Source organism: Planctomycetota bacterium (assembly GCA_035384565.1).
Lineage (GTDB): Bacteria > Planctomycetota > PUPC01 > DSUN01 > DSUN01 > DAOOIT01.
Genome location: DAOOIT010000012.1, coordinates 97,279 through 118,648 on the forward strand (window position 1 = coordinate 97,279; position 21,370 = coordinate 118,648).

At 68.4% G+C, this 21,370-nt stretch carries 17 protein-coding genes; 10 read left to right on the plus strand and 7 right to left on the minus strand.

Annotated elements, in window-relative coordinates; translation table 11 throughout:
- Positions 1-4: 4 nt before the first annotated feature.
- Genes PLE19_06680 through PLE19_06690 form a run of 3 tightly spaced genes read right to left on the minus strand, consistent with a single transcriptional unit; the run spans position 5 to position 2,137 of the window.
- The gene (locus PLE19_06680) at positions 5-517 is read right to left on the minus strand and encodes a TRAP transporter small permease (GenBank protein HPD14613.1); all 513 of its coding nucleotides are present in this window, start codon (positions 515-517) and stop codon (positions 5-7) included.
- Complete coding sequence (locus PLE19_06685) at positions 495-1,553, minus strand: DctP family TRAP transporter solute-binding subunit (GenBank protein ID HPD14614.1); 1,059 nt, start codon at positions 1,551-1,553, stop codon at positions 495-497. Before PLE19_06685 ends, PLE19_06680 begins: the two co-directional genes overlap by 23 nt.
- Positions 1,550-2,137, minus strand: coding sequence for an HAD family hydrolase (locus tag PLE19_06690; GenBank protein ID HPD14615.1), 588 nt, complete (start codon positions 2,135-2,137; stop codon positions 1,550-1,552). Before PLE19_06690 ends, PLE19_06685 begins: the two co-directional genes overlap by 4 nt.
- A 52-nt stretch (positions 2,138-2,189) precedes the next feature.
- On the opposite strand from PLE19_06690, the gene rtcA reads away from it, so the two are divergent.
- The 5 genes from rtcA (at position 2,190) to PLE19_06715 (ending at position 7,064) form a co-directional block, all read left to right on the plus strand.
- Positions 2,190-3,236, plus strand: coding sequence for an RNA 3'-terminal phosphate cyclase (gene rtcA / locus PLE19_06695; protein ID HPD14616.1), 1,047 nt, complete (start codon positions 2,190-2,192; stop codon positions 3,234-3,236).
- A 71-nt stretch (positions 3,237-3,307) separates the two neighbouring features.
- Positions 3,308-3,859 (plus strand): SIS domain-containing protein, encoded by a 552-nt coding sequence (locus PLE19_06700; protein HPD14617.1) that lies wholly within the window; start codon positions 3,308-3,310, stop codon positions 3,857-3,859.
- A 53-nt stretch (positions 3,860-3,912) separates the two neighbouring features.
- Positions 3,913-4,956, plus strand: a complete 1,044-nt coding sequence (locus PLE19_06705; protein ID HPD14618.1) for an FAD:protein FMN transferase — start codon at positions 3,913-3,915, stop codon at positions 4,954-4,956.
- Between the two features lie 19 nt (positions 4,957-4,975).
- Positions 4,976-6,274: a DUF1015 domain-containing protein gene (locus PLE19_06710; GenBank protein HPD14619.1), complete on the plus strand. Its 1,299-nt coding sequence runs from the start codon at positions 4,976-4,978 to the stop codon at positions 6,272-6,274.
- Positions 6,275-6,377: 103 nt separating this feature from the next.
- A complete protein-coding gene (locus PLE19_06715; protein HPD14620.1) occupies positions 6,378-7,064 on the plus strand; it encodes a prepilin-type N-terminal cleavage/methylation domain-containing protein in 687 nt (228 codons plus the stop codon).
- Positions 7,065-7,112: 48 nt separating this feature from the next.
- Here the strand turns inward: PLE19_06715 and PLE19_06720 are convergent, their stop codons facing one another.
- From PLE19_06720 to PLE19_06735, 4 genes are all read right to left on the minus strand, one after another.
- A complete protein-coding gene (locus PLE19_06720; GenBank protein HPD14621.1) occupies positions 7,113-8,801 on the minus strand; it encodes a tetratricopeptide repeat protein in 1,689 nt (562 codons plus the stop codon).
- On the minus strand, positions 8,798-9,913 hold the full coding sequence (locus tag PLE19_06725) for a hypothetical protein (GenBank protein HPD14622.1): 1,116 nt from the start codon (positions 9,911-9,913) through the stop codon (positions 8,798-8,800). Before PLE19_06725 ends, PLE19_06720 begins: the two co-directional genes overlap by 4 nt.
- 7 nt (positions 9,914-9,920) lie before the next feature.
- Positions 9,921-10,706, minus strand: coding sequence for a ribonuclease III (rnc, locus tag PLE19_06730; protein HPD14623.1), 786 nt, complete (start codon positions 10,704-10,706; stop codon positions 9,921-9,923).
- 146 nt (positions 10,707-10,852) lie between these two features.
- Positions 10,853-13,336, minus strand: coding sequence for a hypothetical protein (locus PLE19_06735; protein HPD14624.1), 2,484 nt, complete (start codon positions 13,334-13,336; stop codon positions 10,853-10,855).
- Positions 13,337-13,501: 165 nt separating this feature from the next.
- Here PLE19_06735 and PLE19_06740 point away from each other — a divergent pair, with 165 nt between their 5' ends.
- The 5 genes from PLE19_06740 to PLE19_06760 all read left to right on the plus strand — a co-directional run bounded on the left by PLE19_06740 (position 13,502) and on the right by PLE19_06760 (position 21,229).
- Positions 13,502-14,722, plus strand: a complete 1,221-nt coding sequence (locus tag PLE19_06740) for a Gfo/Idh/MocA family oxidoreductase (GenBank protein ID HPD14625.1) — start codon at positions 13,502-13,504, stop codon at positions 14,720-14,722.
- Between the two features lie 147 nt (positions 14,723-14,869).
- Positions 14,870-15,751, plus strand: coding sequence for an EamA family transporter (locus tag PLE19_06745; protein ID HPD14626.1), 882 nt, complete (start codon positions 14,870-14,872; stop codon positions 15,749-15,751).
- Between the two features lie 331 nt (positions 15,752-16,082).
- Positions 16,083-18,497: a DUF6288 domain-containing protein gene (locus PLE19_06750; protein HPD14627.1), complete on the plus strand. Its 2,415-nt coding sequence runs from the start codon at positions 16,083-16,085 to the stop codon at positions 18,495-18,497.
- Between the two features lie 241 nt (positions 18,498-18,738).
- Positions 18,739-20,088, plus strand: coding sequence for a cytochrome c peroxidase (locus PLE19_06755; GenBank protein ID HPD14628.1), 1,350 nt, complete (start codon positions 18,739-18,741; stop codon positions 20,086-20,088).
- Between the two features lie 13 nt (positions 20,089-20,101).
- Positions 20,102-21,229: a metallophosphoesterase gene (locus tag PLE19_06760; GenBank protein ID HPD14629.1), complete on the plus strand. Its 1,128-nt coding sequence runs from the start codon at positions 20,102-20,104 to the stop codon at positions 21,227-21,229.
- Positions 21,230-21,370: the final 141 nt, after the last annotated feature.

Below are 21,370 nucleotides of genomic sequence, written 5' to 3' on the forward strand. Positions count from 1 at the left end.
GCGCTCAACCCTTTCCTCCCCCGCTTGACGGCGGGGTCTCCCCTTCCCTGCCCTCCCGACCCGATGCCCTGCGCCTCTCGCGCCAGCACTGAATCGCGCGCACACACGACAGCGCGCCCGCGAGCGGCACACACAGCGTCACCACCCAGTCCGGGCACCACGTCACCAGCGAGCGGTTGTGCCCCCGAACCTGGCCCCAGCACACCTGGACCCCCGCCACGGCCAGAGCCAGGAAGAACACCAGCGCGGCCGCGAGCCCAAGCGCCTGGAGCCTCCGGCGCCATCGGCTCGATGCCAGCCGGCTCACGAGGCCAAGGCTCAGGTGCGCATCGGCGCGCGTGGCGGCAGGCACACCCAGCAATGTGGCCCAGAAGAACAGCGCGAGAACGATCGGCGTGATGGGCGACGCGAGACCCGGCAGGACGCGCGCCAGGATGAGCTGCACGGTGAGCAGAACGGCGACCGCGGCGAGGAGGAGGCCCGCGAGAAGCCCCTCAACGTTCCTTGGCAGCTTCATCTTCACGGGGCTTCGATTCCTCGACCTGGCTCTTCACCGCGGCTTCGAAGCGCTCGAGGAGCTCTTCGCCGACGAGGCTTTCGAATGGCCCTCGCAGCCCTTCCTGGGCCTTGGCCTTGAACGCCTCTCTCTCGGCGTCGCTGAGTCGCGTGACCACCATCCCTTCCGCCGCGAGGGCGGCCGGCAGCTTCTCGTCCGCCTCCGCGACCAGCCGCCGCTCGTAGATCATGGCCTCGCGGGCACACTCCCGCAGAATCTTCTGGTCGTTGCCGGGAAGCGCGTACCAGAGATCCCGGTTGATGCACAGCACGATCGGGTCATAGACGTAATTCCACAGCGTCACGTGCTTCTGCACGGTGTGCAGCTTCGCCGTGTAGATCACCGAGAGGGGATTCTCCTGTCCGTGGAGATCGCCCCGGTCGAGGGCCAGGAACAGGTCGCCGAAGTTCATCTGGTGCGTGGTCGCGCCAAAGTGCTCGAACAACACGGAGGGCAGACCCTGGGGGACTCGGATTTTCAGTCCCGCGAGGTCCTCGGCCTTGCGGATCGGCCGCAGGCTGTTGGTGATCTGGCGGAAGCCGTTGGCCCCGTAGGCGATGCCCACGAGGTTCCGATCCTTGAGCAGTTCCAGCATCTCCTCCCCCACCGGCCCATCGCACACGGCATCGGCGGTGGCGTGGTCAGGGAAGAGCCAGGGGAAGCAGAACACGGCCCAGCGGGGGTCCACCGTGGAGAGCAGGATCGTGGATTCGAGCGACGCCTCGAGCTGGCCTTGCTGCACCATCTGGAGTTCGGTGGACTGGTTGCGGCCGGAGCGGGTGGCGTTGGGGATGATATCCACGCGGTAGCGGCCGCTCGTGCGTTCTTCAACGAGCTGCCGCCACCGGAGCGCGCCCTGGAACCACTCGGAGTTGTCGCCCAGGATCAGGCTCAGGCGGATGCGGCGTGGGCGGTTCTCCTCGCTGCACCCGACCAGCGCGGTTGCTGCGGCAAGACAAGCCAGGAGGCAGGCCGCGTCTCTCGTCTTCGCCCTCATGGCACCGGCTCCCTCTCTCCCCCGTGGACAAGGTCGAGGATCAGTTGTACCGCCTCGGCGAGATCGCGCACGACATGGTGAGCGCGGGTCTCCGCCGGCAGCTCAGCGTTCGGGCCGGCCACGCGCAGCGTCCTACAGCCCCGTGCAAGGCCCGCCTCGATATCGCGCTCCGAGTCGCCGACCACGAAGCTCCGCTCCGGGGCCACCCCGAGCTCGCGGGCCGCCTGGTCTATGAGGCCGGGCCTCGGCTTGCGGCAGAGGCAGCCGTCGTCGTTCGTGTGGGGGCACAGGTAGACGCCCGCAATCGAGCCGCCCGCCGCGGCCACCGCCTCGACCATCCTGCGGTTGATCCCCTCGATATCGGCCAGCGAAGCCAGCCCGCGCCCCACGCACGACTGGTTCGTGATGACGGCCACGACGAAGCCGGCCTCCCGCAGCCGCCGCAGGGCATCGAGCGCCCCGTCCGCGAAACGGAAGTCGTCCCAGCGGAACACCCAGCTCCCCGCCGGCGGCGGCTCGTTGATGACGCCATCGCGGTCGAGGAACACTGCGCGGCCGGGTTCGATCGTTGCCTGGGCGCTCATTTCGCGGTATTATAACAGCCGCTCATGAGGCCCGCAAGAAAGGCGCCGGTTCGTGGACGGATTGGTCAGGATAGACGGCTCGGAGGGCGAGAGCGGCGGGCAGATGCTGCGCACGGCGCTGGCGCTGTCCATGGTCACAGGCCGCCCGTTCGAGATCGTCAATATCCGGGCCAGGCGGCAGAAGCCCGGCCTGCGCCCGCAACACCTCGCCTGTGTGAAGGCCGCGGCGAAGATCAGTTCGGCCGCCGCGGAGGGCGCGGCCCTCGGCTCGCGTGCCCTCCGATTCGAGCCGGGCGCCGTACGGCCAGGCACCTATGACTTCGTCATCAAGTCCGCGGGCTCGACCTCGCTCGTGCTCCACACGCTGTACCTGCCGCTGGCCTTGGCGGGCGCGCGTTCGGTGCTCACCATCAGCGGGGGCACCCACGTGCCCTTCAGCCCGAGCTTCCACTTCCTCCTGCACCAGTGGGCCGTGCTGATGCGGCGCCTGGGGCTGGATGTGGAGCTGACGATGGCCCGTGCGGGTTACTACCCCGAAGGCGGCGGCGCCATCCGCGCGAAGGTGTTCCCGGCGGGCCGCGTGCGCCCGTTGGTCCTCGGTCCGCGCGGCGCGCTGGAGCGGCTGGAAGGCATCTCGCTCGCGAGCGGCCTGGCCCGTTCGGTGGCCGAACGCCAGCGCCAGCAGGCTCTGGCCCGACTGGAGGCCGAGGGCCTGGCCGCCGGCATCGAACTGGCCGAAGCCCCGTCCTCTGGGAAGGGCACGTCGTTGTTCCTGCTCTCGACCTACCAGGGTGGCGGCCGGGCGGCGGCCGACGCTCTCGGAGCGCTGGGCAAGCGCGCCGAGACGGTGGCCGACGAGGCGTGCGACCAGTTGCTCGCCTTCCTCCGCACACGGGGCGCCGTGGACGCTCATTGCGCCGACCAACTCCTCCTCCCGCTTGCGCTGGCTACGGGCCCCTCGGAGTTCCCCGTCCCCGCCGTCACCTCCCACCTCCTCACCAATGCGCAAGTCATCCAGCGTTTCGTCCCTGCCCTCCTCTCCATTGACGGCGAACCAGGCGGCGAGGGAACCGTCCGCGTCACGCCGCGGCCTGCCTGAGAGGGAAATTGCCCGGCTTGTCGCGCCACGCCCCGCACGCTATACTATGTGGCGGATACGAGGAGGCCAGGATGGACACTCGAGAAGCGCTGGACACGATTCTGCGCGAGGTGAGCGGTGTGCTCAGCCATGTGAGCCCCGCCGCCGTCGAGCGTCTGCTCGAGGCGGTGCTGTCGGCCAGGCGCATCTATGTGGCCGGCGAGGGACGCTCGGGCCTTGTGGCACGCACCTTCGCCATGCGGCTGGTGCACCTGGGCCTGACGGCCTACGTTTGCAGCGAGACGATCACCCCCGCCATCGAGGCGGGCGATCTGTGCGTGGCCTGCTCCGGTTCGGGAGAGACCCCGATCACCTGCCATCGTGCGGAACTCTCCAAGCGCGTGGGCGCCACCATCGCCGCCGTTGTGGCGGCTCCCGGCACACCTCTGGGCGCCAACGCCCATATCGAGGTCATTCTGCCGGCGCCGGCCAAGGGCGCCCGCAAGGCGCCCTCGGTGCAGTTCGGCGCCACCCTCTTCGAGCAGGCGCTCTTGCTCTTCCTGGACGCCGTGGTGCTCCTCCTCCAGGAGCGGCGCGGCGCGTCGCCCGAGAGCATGCTGGCCAAGCACACCAACCTCGAGTAGCCTTTCCCCACAAGGCCGATTCCGGTAGAATGGTGCGTGTGAGGAGGCCAGGCATGGCGCTCGGACGCTGCGGGGCATTGTGGATGACGGCTCTCGCCCTGGTGGGATGCTCGCCGCCCGTGCGCGCGGCAGAGGCCCCGCTGGTGCGCGTCTCCGACGGCGCGACGCCCATGGGCACGTACATGGTGGTCACCGTGTACGCGCCTGATGAGGCCGCGGGCCGCGCCGCCATCGCCGCCGCCTTCGCCCGCGTGGAGGAGGTCGAAGCCGCGACCAGCCACTACCGCGAAGCCAGTGACCTCTCGAAGCTCAACCGCTCAGCCGGCGGTCCGCCGATCGCCATCAGCCGGCACCTGTGGACCGTCCTGCGCCGCGCGCGAGAGATCTCGGAGGAGACGGGCGGGGCTTTCGACGTCACCGTGGGCCCACTCGTCGAGCTCTGGAAGCGCACGTGGAAGCAGGGCACCCTGCCCACGGAGGCCGACGTCGCCGCCGCCCGGGCGCTGGTGGACTATCGCCTGGTGCGCGTGGCGGCCGACGAGCCTCGCGCCCAACTGCTCAAGCAAGGCATGCGGCTCGACCTCGGCGCCATCGGCAAGGGCTACGCGGCCGACCAGGCCATCGCCGCCCTGCGCGAGCGCGGCATCGCGATCGCCCTGGTGGCCGTGGCAGGAGACATCCGCGCGATCGGCGCGCCGCCCGGGCGCCAGTGGTGGCTCGTCGGCATCCGCGACCCCGCCCGCCCCGACGGCATCCTCCCCGCTCCGCTCGGCATCCGCGACCGGTCAGTCTCCACCTCCGGCGACTACGAGCAGTTCGGCATGGTTGCGGGACGCCGCGAGTCTCATATCCTCGACCCGCGTTCGGCGAAGCCCGTGGAGGGGGTGCGGAGTGTCACAGTGGTGGCTTCCGACTCGATCACCGCCGACGCCTACGCCACGGCCCTCAGCGTCCTGGGCCCCGATGCGGCTATCGCCTTCGCCGAGAAGCGAGCCGACATCGAGGCGCTTGTCATCTACGAGCGTGATGGAAAACTCCACACTGCCCGCTCGAAGGGTTTCGAGAAACTCGAAGTCACCCCAGCGGGCAGCCGCTAGCTCCTCGGAGAACCGTCCAGTGCCCGATCTCAGGCCGTTCCGTGGGTTACGCTTCAGCCCCAAGGCAGGCAACCTGGCCGACCTCGTGGCCCCGCCCTACGACGTCATCGGCGCCGAACAGTACCAGGCCCTGTGCCGTCGCAGCCCTCACAACGTCGTGAGGCTGATCCTCGATAAGGGTTACTCCCCCGACGTGCTTCCACCGTGCGAGTGGTACGACCAGGCAGCCGCGCTGCTCGCCGGGTGGCGCAGCGAAGGCCTGATCGCCCCTGACTCGGACCCGGCGTTCTACCTCTACAGCCAGGTCTTCCCCCACCGAGGGCGGCGTGTGCGCCGCAAACTGCTCGTAGGCGCCCTGCGGCTCGAGGCCTATGGCGCCGGACGGATCTTCCCACACGAGAACACAACCCCGGGACCCAAGATCAGCCGCCTGCGTCTCATGCAGGCCTGCAAGGCGAACCTCAGCCCGATTCTGGCGTTCTTCCCCGACCCTGGCGGCGCGATTAACGGAGTGCTGGACGACCTGGCGTCGGAGCGCCCGATGGCCGCCTTCAGCGATGACGAGGGGATCGAGCACGAGCTTTGGCGCATCACGGATGCCGCGCGGCAGAGCGAGCTTTCGGCCGCACTCGGCCCCTTGCCGCTCTACATAGCCGACGGCCACCACCGCTACGAGACCGCCGTCGTCTACCGCGACACCGAGCGAGCCAAGCTCGGGGCGTCCGCCGCGACGGAACTGCCGCTGGACTTTATGCTTACGGCCTGCATGTCGGGCGCGGACCCAGGGCTTGTCATTCGACCCACCCACCGGGTGGTCACTTGGCAGGGCGACTTCTGGGCGAGTGATTTCCTGGACGAGGCCGAGGAGTGGTTCAGCGCCCGCAGGCTTGGCGCGAGGACGCTCCAGGATGCTCTCGCTGTCCTGGACGCCCGCCGTGACGAACCCCTCTTCATCATCTACGGGGGCAAGGCCGCGGGCTACATCGTCCTCCAACTCCGCAGCGAGGAGGCCCTGCGGGACGCCCCGTATCCCCTGGGTTCCCCCCTTCGAAGGCTCCCCGCAGCCGTCTTCAGCCAAGCCTTCCTGGCGAAGCTGCCGGGGCTTCGGGGCGCCACCGTTACCTATACGGCTGATCCCGAGGCGGCCATCCGGCAGGCCGAGGCCAACGAGCGGTCGCTAGCCTGCCTGCTTCCCAGCGTCAGCCCTGGCGAACTCATGGGCGTTGTGGACGCGGGCGAGCGGATGCCACCGAAGTCCACCTACTTCTGGCCCAAGCCAATGACAGGCATCGTGTTACGATCGCTGGCATCATTCTGAAGTTTTTCCTATGGTTCCTTGACAAACGCCCGCGATCAGGTATAATCAAGGTGATGTCAGTGTAAGAGCCTGAGGCCTTTTCACCACGAAAGGAGGTGAGAAAATGCAGAAGAGGCAAGGCTTTACGTTGATTGAGCTCCTGGTCGTCATCGCCATCATCGCTATCTTGGCGGGCATGCTTCTGCCCGCTCTGGCCAGGGCTCGTGAGGAAGCCAGGCGCATTCGCTGCCGCAACAACCTGAACCAGCTGGCGAAGGGTATGGCGACGTACTTGAACGAGTGCGGCGACAACCGCTTCTATCCGTGGCCGGCTGCGCGTCCAGGCTGCGGCACCAAGGCCGACCCCAACTTCGGCGGCGCGGAGTGGCTTGCCTCCTTGTACTGGACCAAGATCATCCCCGATCCCGGCGTATTCAGCTGCCCAAGCTCGCCGGATAGCAACGAATCGGGGCTGGAGCTTGGCTCCAACGGCACCCCGGGCGGCAGACCGCTGTCCAGAGACGCCGTGAGCTATGCAGGCATGGGCGACAAGAGCGTCGGCATCTACCTGTATAGCAAGCAGAACAAGGGTGGCAGCTACGCGTCCTCCGAACTGGCCATCCGCGATGACTTCCCCCCGAACGAGCCCATGGCCACGGATGACACCGACGAGCCGATCAACCACGGTGAAAGGGACAACGGCGGTATGTCGGTCCTGTTCTTCGACAGCCACGTCGAGTACTGGACTCATACCCGTGTTGACCTGGAAACCGGCGTCGGCGCTGGTGATCTGTGCGCTCTGATGAACTGAGGTAGACCGAAGCGTCACCTACCTGAATAGCCCGCCCTTCGGGGCGGGCTATTCTTTTGGCCTCTCGCCGCCCTGCCCTCTCTCCGCATGGTCCAGGCGCCGCAGCCACGCGGCCAGACCCGGGTACTCCGCATCGAGCTTCTGAACCGCGATGACCTGCTCGCGAGCCTTGGCATACAGCCCCTGCCGCTCGTAGGCGCGAGCCAGGCGCGCATACGCCTCGACGTTCTTGGGCAGCAGCCGGGTCATGGTCTCATAGACCTCCAGAGCGGCCTGCTTCCTTCCCTCCGCCTCCCGGCGGCGCGCCAGGGTGTCGTAGAACTTTTCCAGACCACGGTTCACCAGCGACACGTGGTCAGGGTCGAGCGACGCCGCGCGTCCCCAGGCCAGCGACACGTCCATGTATTGCTCCCAGGCGCGCTCGTAATCGTTCGCGTCCAAGTAGGCCGTCGCCAGGCCGATCCGCATCACCGGGATGCCCGGCCACTTCGACACCCCGTCCTGCCAGAACGTGCGGCTGTCCGCCCACACGCGATTCCGGCTGTGCGCGCCCAGCGCGAGCGTGGCGAGCACGGCCCCAGTGCAACCGAGCGCGACCGCAGCCCGCCGGCGGGTCGTCATCACGCTCCCCAGGAGCTCGGCTCCGAAGGCGCAAGCCCCCACCAAAGGCAGGTACAGGTATCGCTCTGCCACGAGGACGCTGATCGGGATGAAATTGGCCACCGGCAACAACAGGAGGAACCACCACCCGATGCAGAAGGCGGCTGAACTGCGCCGTGGCGCGGCCCACCACGCGGCGAGCACGACCGCGGCCGCCGCGGCAGCCAGGAGAGCGATCCGAGGCCCGTCCGAGGCCCAGCGCAGCGACCCCTCGCCATGGGGTGCCACGAGGTGCACGGGGAAGAACAGCAACTGCCAGTACTTGGCGAAGATCAGAGGCACGTTGGCCAGGCTGGCGTCGAAGGCCTGGCCTTTGACGATACCGGCCTCGTGCGCCACGAGCGTGTGCACCGCTGTAAGGCCGATTGCCAGCACCCAATGCGGCAGGGTGGCGGCCAGCCGTCCCCACAGGCGCTCGTCGCTGCCGTCGCCCGACGTCAACACCGCCAGCCCCAGTGCCGCGGGCAACGTCATGGCCGATGCCTTCGACAGGAGCGACGCAGCCAGGCAGGCCAGCGACAAGCCGTAGAGCACCCAGCGGCCTCTTCCCTCGCGGCGCTCGTGCGCCACGAACGCCAGGAAGGCGAGAAGGTAGAAGAGGGCGTAGAGCACGTCGCGGCGACCGGACACCCAGGCCACGGACTCCACCTGGGCGGGATGCACTGCGAAAGCCGCCGCCCCGAGCAGCGCCAGGCCCTGGCGCCGCAGCAGCCACCGCAACACGCCGTAGCAGAGGACCGTGTTCGCTGCATGGAGCAGCACGTTCGTCAGGTGGTAACCAACGGGGTTGAGGCCCCAGAAGGCATAGTCCACCGCATAGCTCAGCTCGCGCAGCGGGAGCCACGCGTGGCTGCTGGGGTCCTTCGAGACGAGCATCGCGGCGATGCTGCGCGGCGCGAGCGAGCGGATGCGCTCGTTCTCCTCGACGAGGAACCAGTCGTCGAAGCTGATGAACTGGTTCCACAACGTGTTGCCGAAGGTGCAGAGCGTCAACGCCACGAGGGCCAGACACGCCAGCATCTGCCGGCACGCGGGAGAGGCCCGGTGCCAAACGCCTTGCTCCGTGTTCGCGCTCACATTGCTTCGTCCTCGCCCCCCGATGCGACGCCGGAGGCCGCGTGGTCCTGCTGCTTCCTGTGGCGCACGTATGACTTCACTTTGCGGAACAGGGCGATCTCGGGCGGAATGCGGGGCACGTCAATCTCCAGGTCGCCCCCGCGCGGCAGCAGGAAGTCGGTGCGGTCCACCTGCTCGAGGACGTAGCGGCAGACCCTGTGCGGCTTGCAGCGCCCGAGGCCCAGCTCGTGCTGGCGCGGCTTGCTCTGCTGGAGCACGTAGGTGAGGTAGCGGGGGAAGAAGCATTTCATGAACGCGCGCAGCTCCCCATTGAGTTCGTCGCGCAAGCGCCTCAACTCATCGCGCGCCGCCACAAGGCTGTGGAACACCTCCACCAATTGCTGGGCCTCCGTCGGGCAGACCCTCTCGATGTTCTCCCAGTCATTCGACGCCTGAATGACGGCCCGGGAACCTGAGAAGGCGAACGCCAGGCGATCGACCTTGCGCTGCTTGAGTTCGTAGTTGATCCGCACACCGTCCAGCACGCGCGTGAACTGTTCGAGCCCCTGCCGGAAGCGTGCGGCGGCCTCGCGCGCGCAGCGCAGGATGTTCGCCACGTAGGGGTCGCCCACCACCATGGCGGCCCAGCGGCGGAGGATGTTCTTCGTGCTCGTCTGCTCCTCGAGGGAGTCGAAGAGCACGCTGCTCTTGCGGTCGGCGGCCTCGTTCTCGACCAACTGCCCCAGGGGCAACCCGGCCAGCAGCAGCGACCGGAAGGCGTCGAAGGCGATCGGCCCGTCGCCCGGGGCGCGCTTCTCCTGGCTCGTCAGGCGGCCCGTCGTGAGCGCCTGCGTGGCCTCATCGAAGACGGCGACCTCCACGTGCGCGGGGTCGGGCCCGCGGCCCTCGCGCAGGAGACAGGCGGCATACTGGCGCTTGAGGGCCTTGAGGTCAGCCTCGGCGCGCTCGAGGTCCGCGTGTGCGCGGCTCAAAGACTTCTGCGTGGCCTCGGTGCCGGCCGCGGGGCCGCTCTCCAGCGTGTGCACGAGCTCCTCGAGCTCGCGCACGGCCGCGGCCTGGGCGGCGATGCGCCGTTGGTAGTCTTCAATGGAAGGGGGCGCTTCTTGTGCCATGGGTCGCCTAGGTCTCCGGTGGGTTCGCCTCGGGCTTCGGTTCGGGTCTCGGCTCCGCACTCGGCTCAGGCTTGGCGTCGCTGGGGCCCGGCGCCGGCTCGGGGGCATTCCACAGCGTCTTCACCAGGGCGAGAGTCTCGCGGGCCGAGTGCTGTTCCGCCTCCTTCTTGTTCCTGCCCCAGCCGGTGCCATACTCCACCCCTTCGATCATCGTGACCACTCGGAACGACTTGGCGTGGTCCGGTCCCGACTCCTCGATGACACGATAGGTGGGGGTGCAGCCGCGCCGGCGCTGGACGAGCTGCTGGAGGGCCGACTTGCAGTTCTTGATCAGCTTGGTGCGTTCGGCGTCGTGGATCTCGCGCTCGAGGTTGCGCAGCACGAAGGCGCGGGCGGCCTCGAGGCCCTGGTCGAGGTACACCGCGGCCACCAGCGCCTCGAAGACGTTGGCGACCACGGAGTTGGGGAGCCGACGCCCGTGGCTCATGCCCCGGCCCACGGAGAGGAACTGGTCGAGGTGCAGCGCGCGGCTCTGGCGGGCCAGTGTGCGCTCGCTGACCACGATGCTCTTCACCGCGGTCAGCTCCCCTTCGGGGTGTCCCTGATAGGTCTGGAAGAGGTACTCGGAGACGACCATGCCCAGGATGGCGTCGCCGAGGAACTCCATCCGCTCGTTGCTCAGGCCGAGGTCCGACCGGTTAGAGGAATGGGTGAGAGCCTTCTCCAGCCACGCGGGCTCGCGGAACTGGTGGGCGATCGCCTCCTGGCACGCCGCGATGCGGTCCTGCTCCATACAGAGTCCCTTGCTGTCAGACGCGCAACGGGCATGGCCCGGTTCGGACGTGCCATCGGGGAGGGTCCGAAGCGGGCCAGGCCCCACCGGGGGCGGATAGACCGGCACCGAATCTACCAGATCGGGCCTTGGCGCGTCAAGCGCGCTCAACGCGTCGCCGTGCGCAGCGGCGGCCTGTAGTCGAAGGAGTCCCAATAGGCGCGGTCGGTGGCATAGGGGTTCACGGGGTCGGTAGGTTTGAGGTCCTTGGGCAGAATGCCGAAGCGCTGCATCTCGCGGATGTAGTGCTCGGTGGGGCGGAAGCCGGGCATGTCGAAGCGCTTCCCCTCCATGAGGCGCCGCTGGGCGTCCTGGATCCGCGCGAGGAGATTCTGGTAGAGCGGGTCGCTGGCGGAGGCGAAGACGGGCTTCTTGCACAGGCCGAGGCCGCCGGCCTCCCTGGCGAGCATGGCCTTCAGCAGCAGGGACTTCTCCGGGCGCGTGAGGTTGTAGAGCGGCCCGCGCCCGCCGAGGCGGTGCCCGCCGAAGACGAGGGCGTCCACCTTGCCGGCCTGGCGATCCTGCACGCTCTGGATGTGGCATTCGCCGCAGCGCTTCGTCATCTCGGCCAGGTCGGCGGGGGCGAAGTGCACGGGGTAGAAGCCGTTGCCCAGACAGGCATAGGTGCCGGGGTAGCAGGCGCTCGTGTCAATCCACAGCCGCAGCACGGTGGCCTCGTGGGCGCTGAGCTTCGCCTGGTAGTGGGTGCCGTCAATGAGCTTGAGCAGGCGGCTGGCCCCCGAGCCGATCACATAGGGGCCGTAGTTGCTCTCGGGGCGGTTGCGGTTGTCCGACACCAGGCCGCGCGTCTGCATGGTCCAGTAGCTGATCGTGTACATGGGCGTCTTGTCGCCGCAGAGGTCCACGCGGCCCTCGGGCTTGTCGGGGTTGTGGCACGAGACGCAATGCTTATCGAGGATGGGTTGCACGTCGCGTGGGAAGTCTATCACGCTGGGCACGCCATTGAAGGGTTCGATGCGCGAGGGCGGCCGTTGCATGGCGAGCGGCGAGGTTGCCAGCGTGGTGCGGGGCGTGTCGGTGCGCAACTCGTGGCACCCCACGCAACTCGTCGTTTCGCCCGGCTGCGCGGTGTGGAAGCTGTGCATTCGCTTGACGGCGAGGTCCTGGCCGTCGAGGGCCACGAAGAAGACGCTCTTGAGGGCGGGGACGTCGAAGTAGGCCGAGCCGTCGGGTTCGACGGGCACGGTGCCGAGGATTTCGGCCAGGGTGAACGAGCCGCCGATGGTGAGCGGCTCCATGCCGCCGGAGTGGTTCACCGGCTTGGGAAGCTGCTGGAGGACGAGGAGCTTCTTGATCGAGCCGCGCGGCACGTCGGCCATCTTGCGCCCGTGATAGATGTCGGTGAGGAACAGGCGCCCAGTCGGGCTGGCCAGCTTGACCCGCGGTGGGATCACCCGCTCGCGGGGCCTCGGGGTGAGCGGCCGTGGCTCGTGGACCTGGAATTGCCGCTGATCGGGCGGCAGCGAGTAGACCAGCTCGGAATCGCCCGTGCCGTTCATCACGAAGAGCCCGCGCGGGCTGGCGACGAGGAAGCACGTCTCGCTGAAGGCCCAAGGGTCCTTCCAGTCGCCGCCCTTGCTCACGATGCGTGCGGCGCTCTGCATGTCGGGGCCGAGCGTGGGGTCCACGATGGCCACGGGGCCGAGGTGCTCGGGCCGCCCGTGGCCGGGGGAGTACGACACCACGACCTTGTTCGAGCCGGGGATCGGCTTCGCGTCGAGCATGGCCGTGTTGCCGAAGCCATTGCCGAAGAACACCGTCTGGTTCGTGCCGTCGGGATTCATCGCCCACAGGTGGTGGTAGTGAACCTGCGAGCGGTCCACGTACTCCCAACGCATGTACAGGATGCGCCCGTCGGGCAGGGGCCAGGGGGTGTTGTCGTGGTCGTTGTTGCTCGAGAGCATCCGCACGTTCGAGCCGTCGGCGTCGCAGCGGTACAGCGTCGCCACGCGCGTGTACCAGCAGTTCACGAAGCGGCGGCAGCGCGACGAGCAGAACACGATGCCCCCGTCGGCGCAGTACGTCGGCTCGATGTCGTCGTCCGGGCCGTCGGTGAGTTGCTTCAGGCCCGAGCCGTCGGCGTTGATCTCGTAGAGGTGGAACGTGTGGGTGCCGCCCTTGCGGTAGGAGAACAGAATCCTCTCGCCGTCGTAGTGCACCTGGGGGTCGCGCACGCCGCCCTTCGGGTCGTCGAGCAGCACCTGGAGGGCGCCGGTGCGCAGGTTCAGGCGGCACAGGCGGCCTCCCTCGCCATAGCCCCAGTAGACGCCGTCCTCGAACTTGAAGCCGAGCTGCTTCGCCGGCGACTCGGAGTGGTCCGCATAGTTGCCGAACGTCACGTACCAGTGGTCCCGGCCCGGCACGCGGACGGCGAAGACGATCTCGTCCACGCCCTTCATCGGCCCGGCGTCGAGGAAGGCCTTGAGCATCGGCCCGGCGCGGAAGCCGCCCGGGTCGGCGGGGGCCGGAGCCGTCGGGGCGGCTTTGGGGGCGGCCTTCGGCGGCGGGGCCTGGCCGGCCATCGCCCATCCCACCCACACCACAGCCACGCACAGAGCAATGGGTTTCACCGCTTTTGCCTCCGAGCCGAGCGTGCCAGCCTCGTGACCTCCCGCTGCTTGCCAGCCCGCGGGCGGTTCAGGGGTGAATGATACGCGACATCCCCGGGGGAATCAAGCCCCAGTTTGACCCGCAGCTGCCAGGCTCGTAAACTGACGCCCAGAGAGGAGAGAGCCGTGGCCAAGGCTCCCAGCGACATCCTTCGCGTCGGCCTCATAGGCTGCGGCGGGCGCGGCACGGGGGCGGCGATGAACGCGATGAACGCCGACCCCGGCGTGCGCCTCGCCGCGCTGTGCGACGTGTCGGCCGAGGCCATCCGAATCCGCCGAGCCGGCCTCCAGCAGCAGAAGCCCGACCAGGTGACGGTGGACGACGCTCGCTGTTTCGTGGGCCTCGACGGCTATCTCAAGCTGATCGAGTGCGTGGACGTGGTGCTCATCGCGGTCGCCTCGAAGTTCCATCCGCTCTACATCAAGACGGCCATCGAGGCGGGGAAGCACGTCTTCTGCGAGAAGCCGCATGCCATTGACCCGCCCGGCGTGCGCCAGCTCGTGGCCGCCTGCGACCTGGCTCGGCAGAAGGGGCTCTCGGTCGCCTCGGGCTTCCACAGCCGCTACGAGCCCGGCTACCAGGAGACGGTCAAACGCCTCCGCGACGGGGCGATCGGCCAGGTCGTGGCCATCGAGGAACACCTGCTGCGCGGCCCCTATGCCCCCTATCGCCGCAACCCCGCGCACTCGGAGATCGAGCACCAGTTCGCCAACTGGGCCAGCTTCGCCTGGCTCTCGGGCGACGACCTGCTCCAGGGCCTCGTGCACAACCTCGACCGCGACAACTGGCTGATGGGCGACAAGCCGCCGCTCAGGTGCCACGGGCTCGGCGGCCGCTCGTCGGCGCCCGACGACTGCCGCGGCTCGCTCTTCGACCACCATTCGGTCGTCTATGAGTACCCAGGCGGCGCCCGCCTCTACGCCTTCTGCCGCACCCAGAACGGCTGCCACAACCAGACGTCCAGCGTCGTCCTCGGCACGAAGGGCAGGTGCGATCTTCTCCGCTGGCGGATCGAGGCCCGGGGCCAGGTGATCTGGCAGTTCCGGCGCCCCGACGGCCCGCGGCTGAGCGCCTTCGATGCCGAGCATCAGGCTTTCTTCAAGGCCATTCGAGCGGGCGGGCGGCTCGACGAGAGCGCGATCATGCTCCACGGCACGATGGCGGCCGTCATGGGCCAGCTCTCCTGCTACACGGGCAGCGAGGTCGGCTGGGACCAGGCCATGGGGTCCGGCTTCGCCCTCGGCCCGGCCCCCGAGGCGTGCAGCCTGGCGATGCCGCCGCCCATTGCGCCCGGCCCCAACGACCTCTATCCCGTGCCGATTCCGGGGATGACGCGACTCACTTGAAGCGGCCATCGGCGGCGACCAGGCGGGATACTTGGATGGGTGGATGAATGGATGGTTGCCTGACTCACATCCACTCCTCCATTCCCCCATTCATCCCGTGGTGGCCCTCTCATAGCACCGTCGCGGGTCACCACGGCGGAGTGTGATGTGCAGACCACCGCCCTCCTCCTCGTCGCGGCCTCGGCCCTCCTCCACGCCGTGTGGAACCTGCTGCTCAAGAAGGCCCGCGACCGCGTGGCGTTCGTGTGGTGGTACCTCCTGGTTCCGCTCGTGCTGTTCTCGCCTGCGGCCTTGCTCTCGACGGGCGGCTGGGAGGCGGCGACGGCGCTCCGAAGCGTCGGCTGCGGCGTCGCAAGCGGCGTGCTTCAAGCGGCATGTCTGCTGGCGATGGCGTTGGCCTACGAGCACGGCGACCTGTCGGCGGCCTATCCCTTGTCGCGCGGCGCCGCGCAGATTCTCATCGTGGCGCTTGGCATGGCCCTCCTGCGCGAGCGGGTGAGCGCGCTGGGCTTCGGCGCCATCGGCCTGATGGTGGCTGGCGTGTACGTCGCCTTTCTGCCGTCGCTGTCGCGCGGCGCCCTGTTCGAACCGTTGCGCGCGCTCTCGCACCGCAGCGCCCGCGCGGCGCTGGGCGCGGGCCTCGCCATCGCTCTCTACCACCTGATTGACCGCGTGGGCGTGCAGGGGGCCAATCAGGTCCACTACGTCCTTCTGCTTTTCGCGGCCGACTTGTGCACGGTCACCCTCTTCATCGCCTTTCACCACCATTGGGAGCGCGTGAGGGCCGAATGGCGGCTGAACCGCCGGAGCATCGTCGTCGCCGGTGTCAGCAGCCTCATCTCTTACCTGCTGGTCCTCTACGCGCTGTCGCGCGAGCGGGTCACCTATGTCGGCCCCGCCCGCAATCTCGGCATCGTTTTCAGTGTGGTGCTGGGCGCGCTCGTCCTGGGCGAACGGCACACGCCGATGCGGCTGGCGGGGTCGGTGCTCATCATCACGGGCATCGCGGTAGCCGCCGCGGCGGGCTAAAACGCGTTAATGGCCCAATTGGCCCAGGACCAATTCCGACTCACGAGTCGGGATTCCTGGGCCGTAAACGTAACAATATACTAAATAGACGTTTCGGGCTAGGCCCAGCCCACGCTTGCGCCCGAAGGTCTCCCAGGTCAAGCGATCACACCGGAACGCCTCTGGGGCCAATTGTACGCGTCCAGGATTCCAGACAGCCAACACATCTGTAAGTATAAATGCACCAAACCCTTCCAGATTCATCGCGGTCGGCGAACCTCGCCTTGACTTTCCCAGGACCAACCGGTAAGCTGACAGAGACCCTCTGGCCGCCCCACCCAGGAGCTCCCTCATGACTCAACTACGACCCTCGTGGTTTCTAGCCGCCATTTCGGCTTGTGCTCTCTTGATGGCGTTCGGTGCCGAGAAGCCCCCCGTGCCCGACCTCACGACAGGCGGCGAGCCCGACAAGACGCACGACTGGACGCTCGGCCCCACCGGCGCCCGCGGGTGGATGTGGGGCTGGATGGGCCACACCACCGACGCCCGCCAGATCCTCATCACCGATGTCGCCAAGGGCAGCCCCGCCGACGGCGTCCTGGCCAAGGGCGACGTGATCCTGGGCCTCGGCGGCAAGCCGTTCGCTGACGACGCGCGTATCGCTCTGGCCCGCGCCATCACCGCGGCAGAGACGGAGAGGAACGGAGGCGTCCTCCGCCTGGTCCGCTGGCGAGGGGGGCGCACCGAAAACGTCGAGCTCAAGCTCGCCGTCCTGGGCGCCTACAGCGACACGGCGCCCTATGATTGCCCGAAGACCAAGCGCGTCTTCGAGATCGCCTGTCAGGCCATTGCGCGCAAGGGCCTCGAGCAGGTATCCATTCCCAACGATATGAACGCCCTCGCCCTCCTCGCTTCGGGGCGGCCCGAGTACCGGCAGATCGTGACCGATTACGCGCGCAAGGTGGCCGCCCATCAGCCCGGCGGCCACGTCACCTGGGGCTACGCCTACGCCACACTGTTCCTGGCCGAGTACGCCCTGGCCACGCGCGATGAGACCGTGATGGGGGGGCTGCGGCGCCTGTCGCTCGACATCGCGCGCGGCCAGAGCGGCGTGGGCACCTGGGGCCACGCCTTCGCGCGCCCCGACGGCATCCTCAACGGCTACGGCGCGATGAACCAGCCGGGCATCGTGCTCACCATCGCCATGGCCCTCTCCCGCGAGGCCGGCGTGAAGGACCCCGTGCTCGACGGCGCAATCGCCAAGGCCGCGGCATTCCTGCGCTGGTACGTGAACAAGGGCGCCATCCCCTACGGCGACCACGACCCGTGGCCCTGGCACGACGACAACGGCAAGTGCTCGAGCGCGGCCGTCCTCTTCGACCTCCTGGGCGACCGCGAGGCCGCCACGTTCTTCGCCAAGATGGCCCTGGCGGCCCACGCCGAGCGCGAGAGCGGCCATACGGGCAACTTCTTCAACGTGCTCTGGGCGCTGCCGGGTGTCTCGCGCGCCGGCCCTGCCGCCACGGCTGCCTACCTCAAAGAGCAGGTCTGGTACTACGACCTGGCGCGCGGCTGGGAGGGCACCGTTCTCTACCCAGGAGTGCCGGCCAACTGGGGCGGCCACAGCTACGGCGGGTGGGACTGCACGGGCGCCTTCCTCCTCGGTTACGCTCTGCCGCTCAGGAGCCTCTACCTCACGGGCAGGAAACCCAGCGTCGTGCCCGCGCTCTCGGCCGCCGAGGCGAGGGCAGTGATTGACGCGGGGCGCGACTTCACCTATTGGACGCAACACAACTGCTACGACGGTCGCGACACCGAGGCGCTCTTCGCCGGGCTTGCCAGTTGGTCGCCCGCCGTGCGCAAGCGCTCGGCCCAGGCGCTCGGCCGCCGAGAGGGCGACTTCGTGCCGCGCCTCCTCAAGCTCCTGACCAGCAAAGACATGAATGCGCGCTACGGCGCCGTGGAGGCGCTGGGCCTCCTTGGCCCGCGGGCCGATGCCGCAGGAGCCCAGGTGCTCGCTCTGCTGCGCGAGAGCGACCCTTGGCTCCTTTGCCTCGCAGCCGAGACCCTCGCCCGCATGGGACCGGAGGTCCGGAAAGCCGCCGTGCCCGAGTTGCTCCGCCTCTCGGTGCGCGACAACCCCGCCGACCCGCGCCGCCACGTGCAGCGCGCCGTGAGCGTGGCGCTCTTCTCCCCCATGCCCGGCAAGCGCGAGCCGAGGAGCATCCTCGCGGAATCGCTCGACGGGGTGGACCGCGCCCTGCTCTACCCCGCCGTGCGAAGCATCCTCGAGAACGAGGACGGCGCCACCCGCAGCCTCCTGGGCCGCCTGTACGGGAAGCTCGACGACCGCGACATCGCGGTCCTCCTGCCCGCCATCGTCAAAGCCATTCGGGAGCCCTCGCCGAGCGACGAGATGTTCGCCGATAGCATTCGCCTCGCCGGTCTCGACCTTCTCTCGCGGCTCCGCATTCGCGAGGGGATGGCCCTGTGCGTGGACCTGATGGAGCCGAACCGTTGGGGCCAGAACGACCGCATCCCGCGGTGCTGCGACCTGCTCGCCCGCTACGGCGCCCACGCGAAATCGCTCATTCCCAAGCTCAAAGAGGTCCGCGACTCCGTCGTCGCCCGCAACCGGCGCGAGGCCGAGAAGAACCCGGTCGTCCTCGCTCTCGACAAGGCCATCGCCAGGATCGAGGCCAACCAGAAGCCGCCGTCGCTCCTCGACCTCAAGGACTTCCGCCCCTCGGCGCCGCCGGCCAACTAGCCGCGCCCCATGCCTCCGGAGCGAAAAGCCGCCTCGGCCATTGACACGCAACGCGGAGCGTGTTAGCATCAGCCGTCAGCAGACGGCGTGCGTGGGCGCCGTGCGGGACGAGAGAGGGGGTTCACTCACAACATAGCCGTGACCGGGACTTGCGTCGGCCCACCGCGGCGCCGCGCCGTGGTGCCTTGTGACCCGACGCCAGTGGCTCTGAGGGTTCTCTTCTCATGGAAAGGAGGCCGTTATGGGCATTGGGAGAGCCTTGCGCCCGCGGGCCGGGCGGAGGGCGCTGGGCGCGGCATTGCTCGCCGCCGCCTGCCTGAGCGTACCCGCCGCCGAGGCGGCGGCCAGGCCGGGCATCCCCCTGGGGGACCACGGCGCCGCCAAGATGGAGTTCCAGCTCCAGGAGCTGGCCAAGCTTCTGCCGGAGACCGACGTCGCGCATGCACCCGCCGGGCTGGACCCCGTGATCTGGGAGGCCTTCGTGCCGAAGGACAACGAGATGAGCGCCCGGCGCGTGGCGCTGGGCCGCAAGCTGTACTTCGACACGCGCCTCTCCAAAGATGGAACGGTCGCGTGTGCGACCTGCCACGACGTGACCCGCGGGTTCACCGACCAGCTCAAGGTCTCTGAGGGCGTCGGCAACCAGCTCGGGCAACGCAACGCCCCCACCGTGCTCAACACCGTCTTGCTCCAGGTGGCCTTCCTCGACGGGCGCTCCCCCACCCTCGACCACCAGGCCACCCAGCCCATCATCAACCCCATCGAGATGGGCATGCCGGACGCCGCGGCCGCCGTCAAGGCCATCAGCGGGGACCCCGACTACCAGAAGGCGTTCAAGGAGGCCTACGGCCGCGACGTGAACTTCGAGGACATCGGCCGCGCCATCGCCGCCTTCGAGCGGACCTTGGTCTTCCTGGACTCCCCCTTCCGCCGATTCCTCGAGGGCGACGAGAACGCCATTTCGGCTGACGCACACGCCGGCTGGGACCTTTTCAACGGCAAAGCGCGCTGCGTCACCTGCCACCACATGAGCCCCGGCAACCCCCTGGGCACCGATAACCGCTTCCACAATATCGGCGTCTCCGCGCGGCACCAGGACTTCGAGTCGCTGGCCGCCCAGGCGCTCAAGCTCCTCAAGGCCGACCCGTCGGAGAAGAAGCTCGACGAGCTGGCCCTCAGCACGCCGATGAGCGAACTCGGCCGGTTCATGGTCACGAAGAACCGGGCCGACATCGGAGCCTTCCGCACCTCCATCCTGCTCAATGTCGCCATCACCCCGCCCTACATGCACGATGGTTCGCTGCCCACGTTGTGGGACGTGATGGACCACTACAACAAGGGGGGCGAGGCCAACCTGTTCCTGGACGGCGGCATGGAGCCGCTCGCCCTCACCGAGGCCGAGATCGATCAACTCGTGGCGTTCATGTTCAGCCTCACCGATAGCCGGTTTGCGGCCGAGAACGAGCGCCAACTCGTCGCCCAGCGCAACGCGGCGGCCCGAGTGCGCGCCTTCCGCGACGACAGGATCGCGCAGCGAAAGAAGCTGGCCTTCGAGGACCGGATCAAAGACGCCACGCGGCGCTCGAAGTGAGGAGAAAGCCACCATGAAACCCAAGCACCCAAGTGTCGAGACCCGATACATGGAGGCGCGCCAGGGGTTCTTCGCCTCGCTGCGGAACCTGGACCGCCGCTCGTTCCTCAAGGTGTCGGCGGCCTCCGCCGCGGCCGCCGCGGCGCATGGCCTCGTGCCGCCGGCCTCGTTCGCCCCGGTGAGCGTGGCCCACGGCGCCCCGGACGCCAAGGATACCCCCGCCTTCCGCTTCGCCTACATCTCCGATTCCCACCTGTACTCGAAGGACCTCAACGACCGCTTCGCGCGCGCTCTGATGCGCGCCGTGGACGATGTGAACAACCTCGACCCCCAGCCCGACTTCGTCTTCTACGGCGGGGACCTGGCCCAGCTCGGCCAGGCGCATGAGCTGGACCTGGGCGCGCAGATCCTCAAGAACCTCAAGGCGCCCCTGAAGATCATGGTCGGCGAGCATGACTGGTATCTCGACATGGGGGCCCGATGGCGCGAGCTCTTCGGCGAGCCCACCTACTCGTTCGACCACAAGGGCGTGCACTTCGTCGTGCTGATGAGCGTGGTGGAGGCGGACTTCTGGACCCGGCGCGGCATGACCCCCATGGAGCGCATGATGACCGTGGCCGGCCTCGACAACGGGGTGCAGAGCCCCTTCACGGTCGGCCCCGAGCAGCGCGCCTGGCTCCAGAAGGACCTCGAGAAGCTGCCCAACAGCGCCCCTCTCATCGTCTTCTCCCACTCGCCCCTCTACAAGCTCTACAAGAACTGGAACTTCTGGACCGATGACGCCGACGAGGTGCAGGCGATCCTCAAGCGCTTCGACCGCGTGGTGGTCATCCACGGCCACACGCATCAGCTCCTCACCAACCGGATCGGCAACATCCACTTCCACGGCCTGCTCTCCACCGCCTGGCCGTGGCCCTATGCGCCCCAGGGCATGCCCGAGCTGACCATCCAGATGAGCCGGCCCGACCCGTTCAACCCCAACGACGGCTGCGGCGACGGCGAAGTGCTCGTCCACCCCGACGGGCTGGTGGACAAGGTGTACGCCCTCTGGAACCGCAACCCGATCACCGTCGCGAAAGGCTACACGGCCAGTTGGGGCAAGGAATGCGTCCCCCCCAAACCGAATCGCCCGAGCTTCTGAGCCGCCAACCGCACCGCCATTGGAGGATTCCGCGATGTCTTTCGCCTCGAAGGCAACCGTGGCCATCATCGCCTGCGCGGTAGCCGTGGGGCTCATCCTGGGCTGCACCCACGCGATGAGCCCGAAGCCTGCCAGCGCCCC

Excerpts from the sequence above, each read along its gene's own strand:
- PLE19_06685 (HPD14614.1), bottom strand. The coding sequence starts at position 1,553 with ATGAGGGCGAAGACGAGAGACGCGGCCTGCCTCCTGGCTTGTCTTGCC.
- PLE19_06705 (HPD14618.1), top strand. The coding sequence starts at position 3,913 with ATGGCGCTCGGACGCTGCGGGGCATTGTGGATGACGGCTCTCGCCCTG.
- PLE19_06690 (HPD14615.1), bottom strand. The coding sequence starts at position 2,137 with ATGAGCGCCCAGGCAACGATCGAACCCGGCCGCGCAGTGTTCCTCGAC.
- rnc (HPD14623.1), bottom strand. The coding sequence starts at position 10,706 with ATGGAGCAGGACCGCATCGCGGCGTGCCAGGAGGCGATCGCCCACCAG.
- PLE19_06725 (HPD14622.1), bottom strand. The coding sequence starts at position 9,913 with ATGGCACAAGAAGCGCCCCCTTCCATTGAAGACTACCAACGGCGCATC.
- PLE19_06750 (HPD14627.1), top strand. The coding sequence starts at position 16,083 with ATGACTCAACTACGACCCTCGTGGTTTCTAGCCGCCATTTCGGCTTGT.
- PLE19_06700 (HPD14617.1), top strand. The coding sequence starts at position 3,308 with ATGGACACTCGAGAAGCGCTGGACACGATTCTGCGCGAGGTGAGCGGT.
- PLE19_06715 (HPD14620.1), top strand. The coding sequence starts at position 6,378 with ATGCAGAAGAGGCAAGGCTTTACGTTGATTGAGCTCCTGGTCGTCATC.
- PLE19_06680 (HPD14613.1), bottom strand. The coding sequence starts at position 517 with ATGAAGCTGCCAAGGAACGTTGAGGGGCTTCTCGCGGGCCTCCTCCTC.
- PLE19_06760 (HPD14629.1), top strand. The coding sequence starts at position 20,102 with ATGAAACCCAAGCACCCAAGTGTCGAGACCCGATACATGGAGGCGCGC.
- PLE19_06755 (HPD14628.1), top strand. The coding sequence starts at position 18,739 with ATGGGCATTGGGAGAGCCTTGCGCCCGCGGGCCGGGCGGAGGGCGCTG.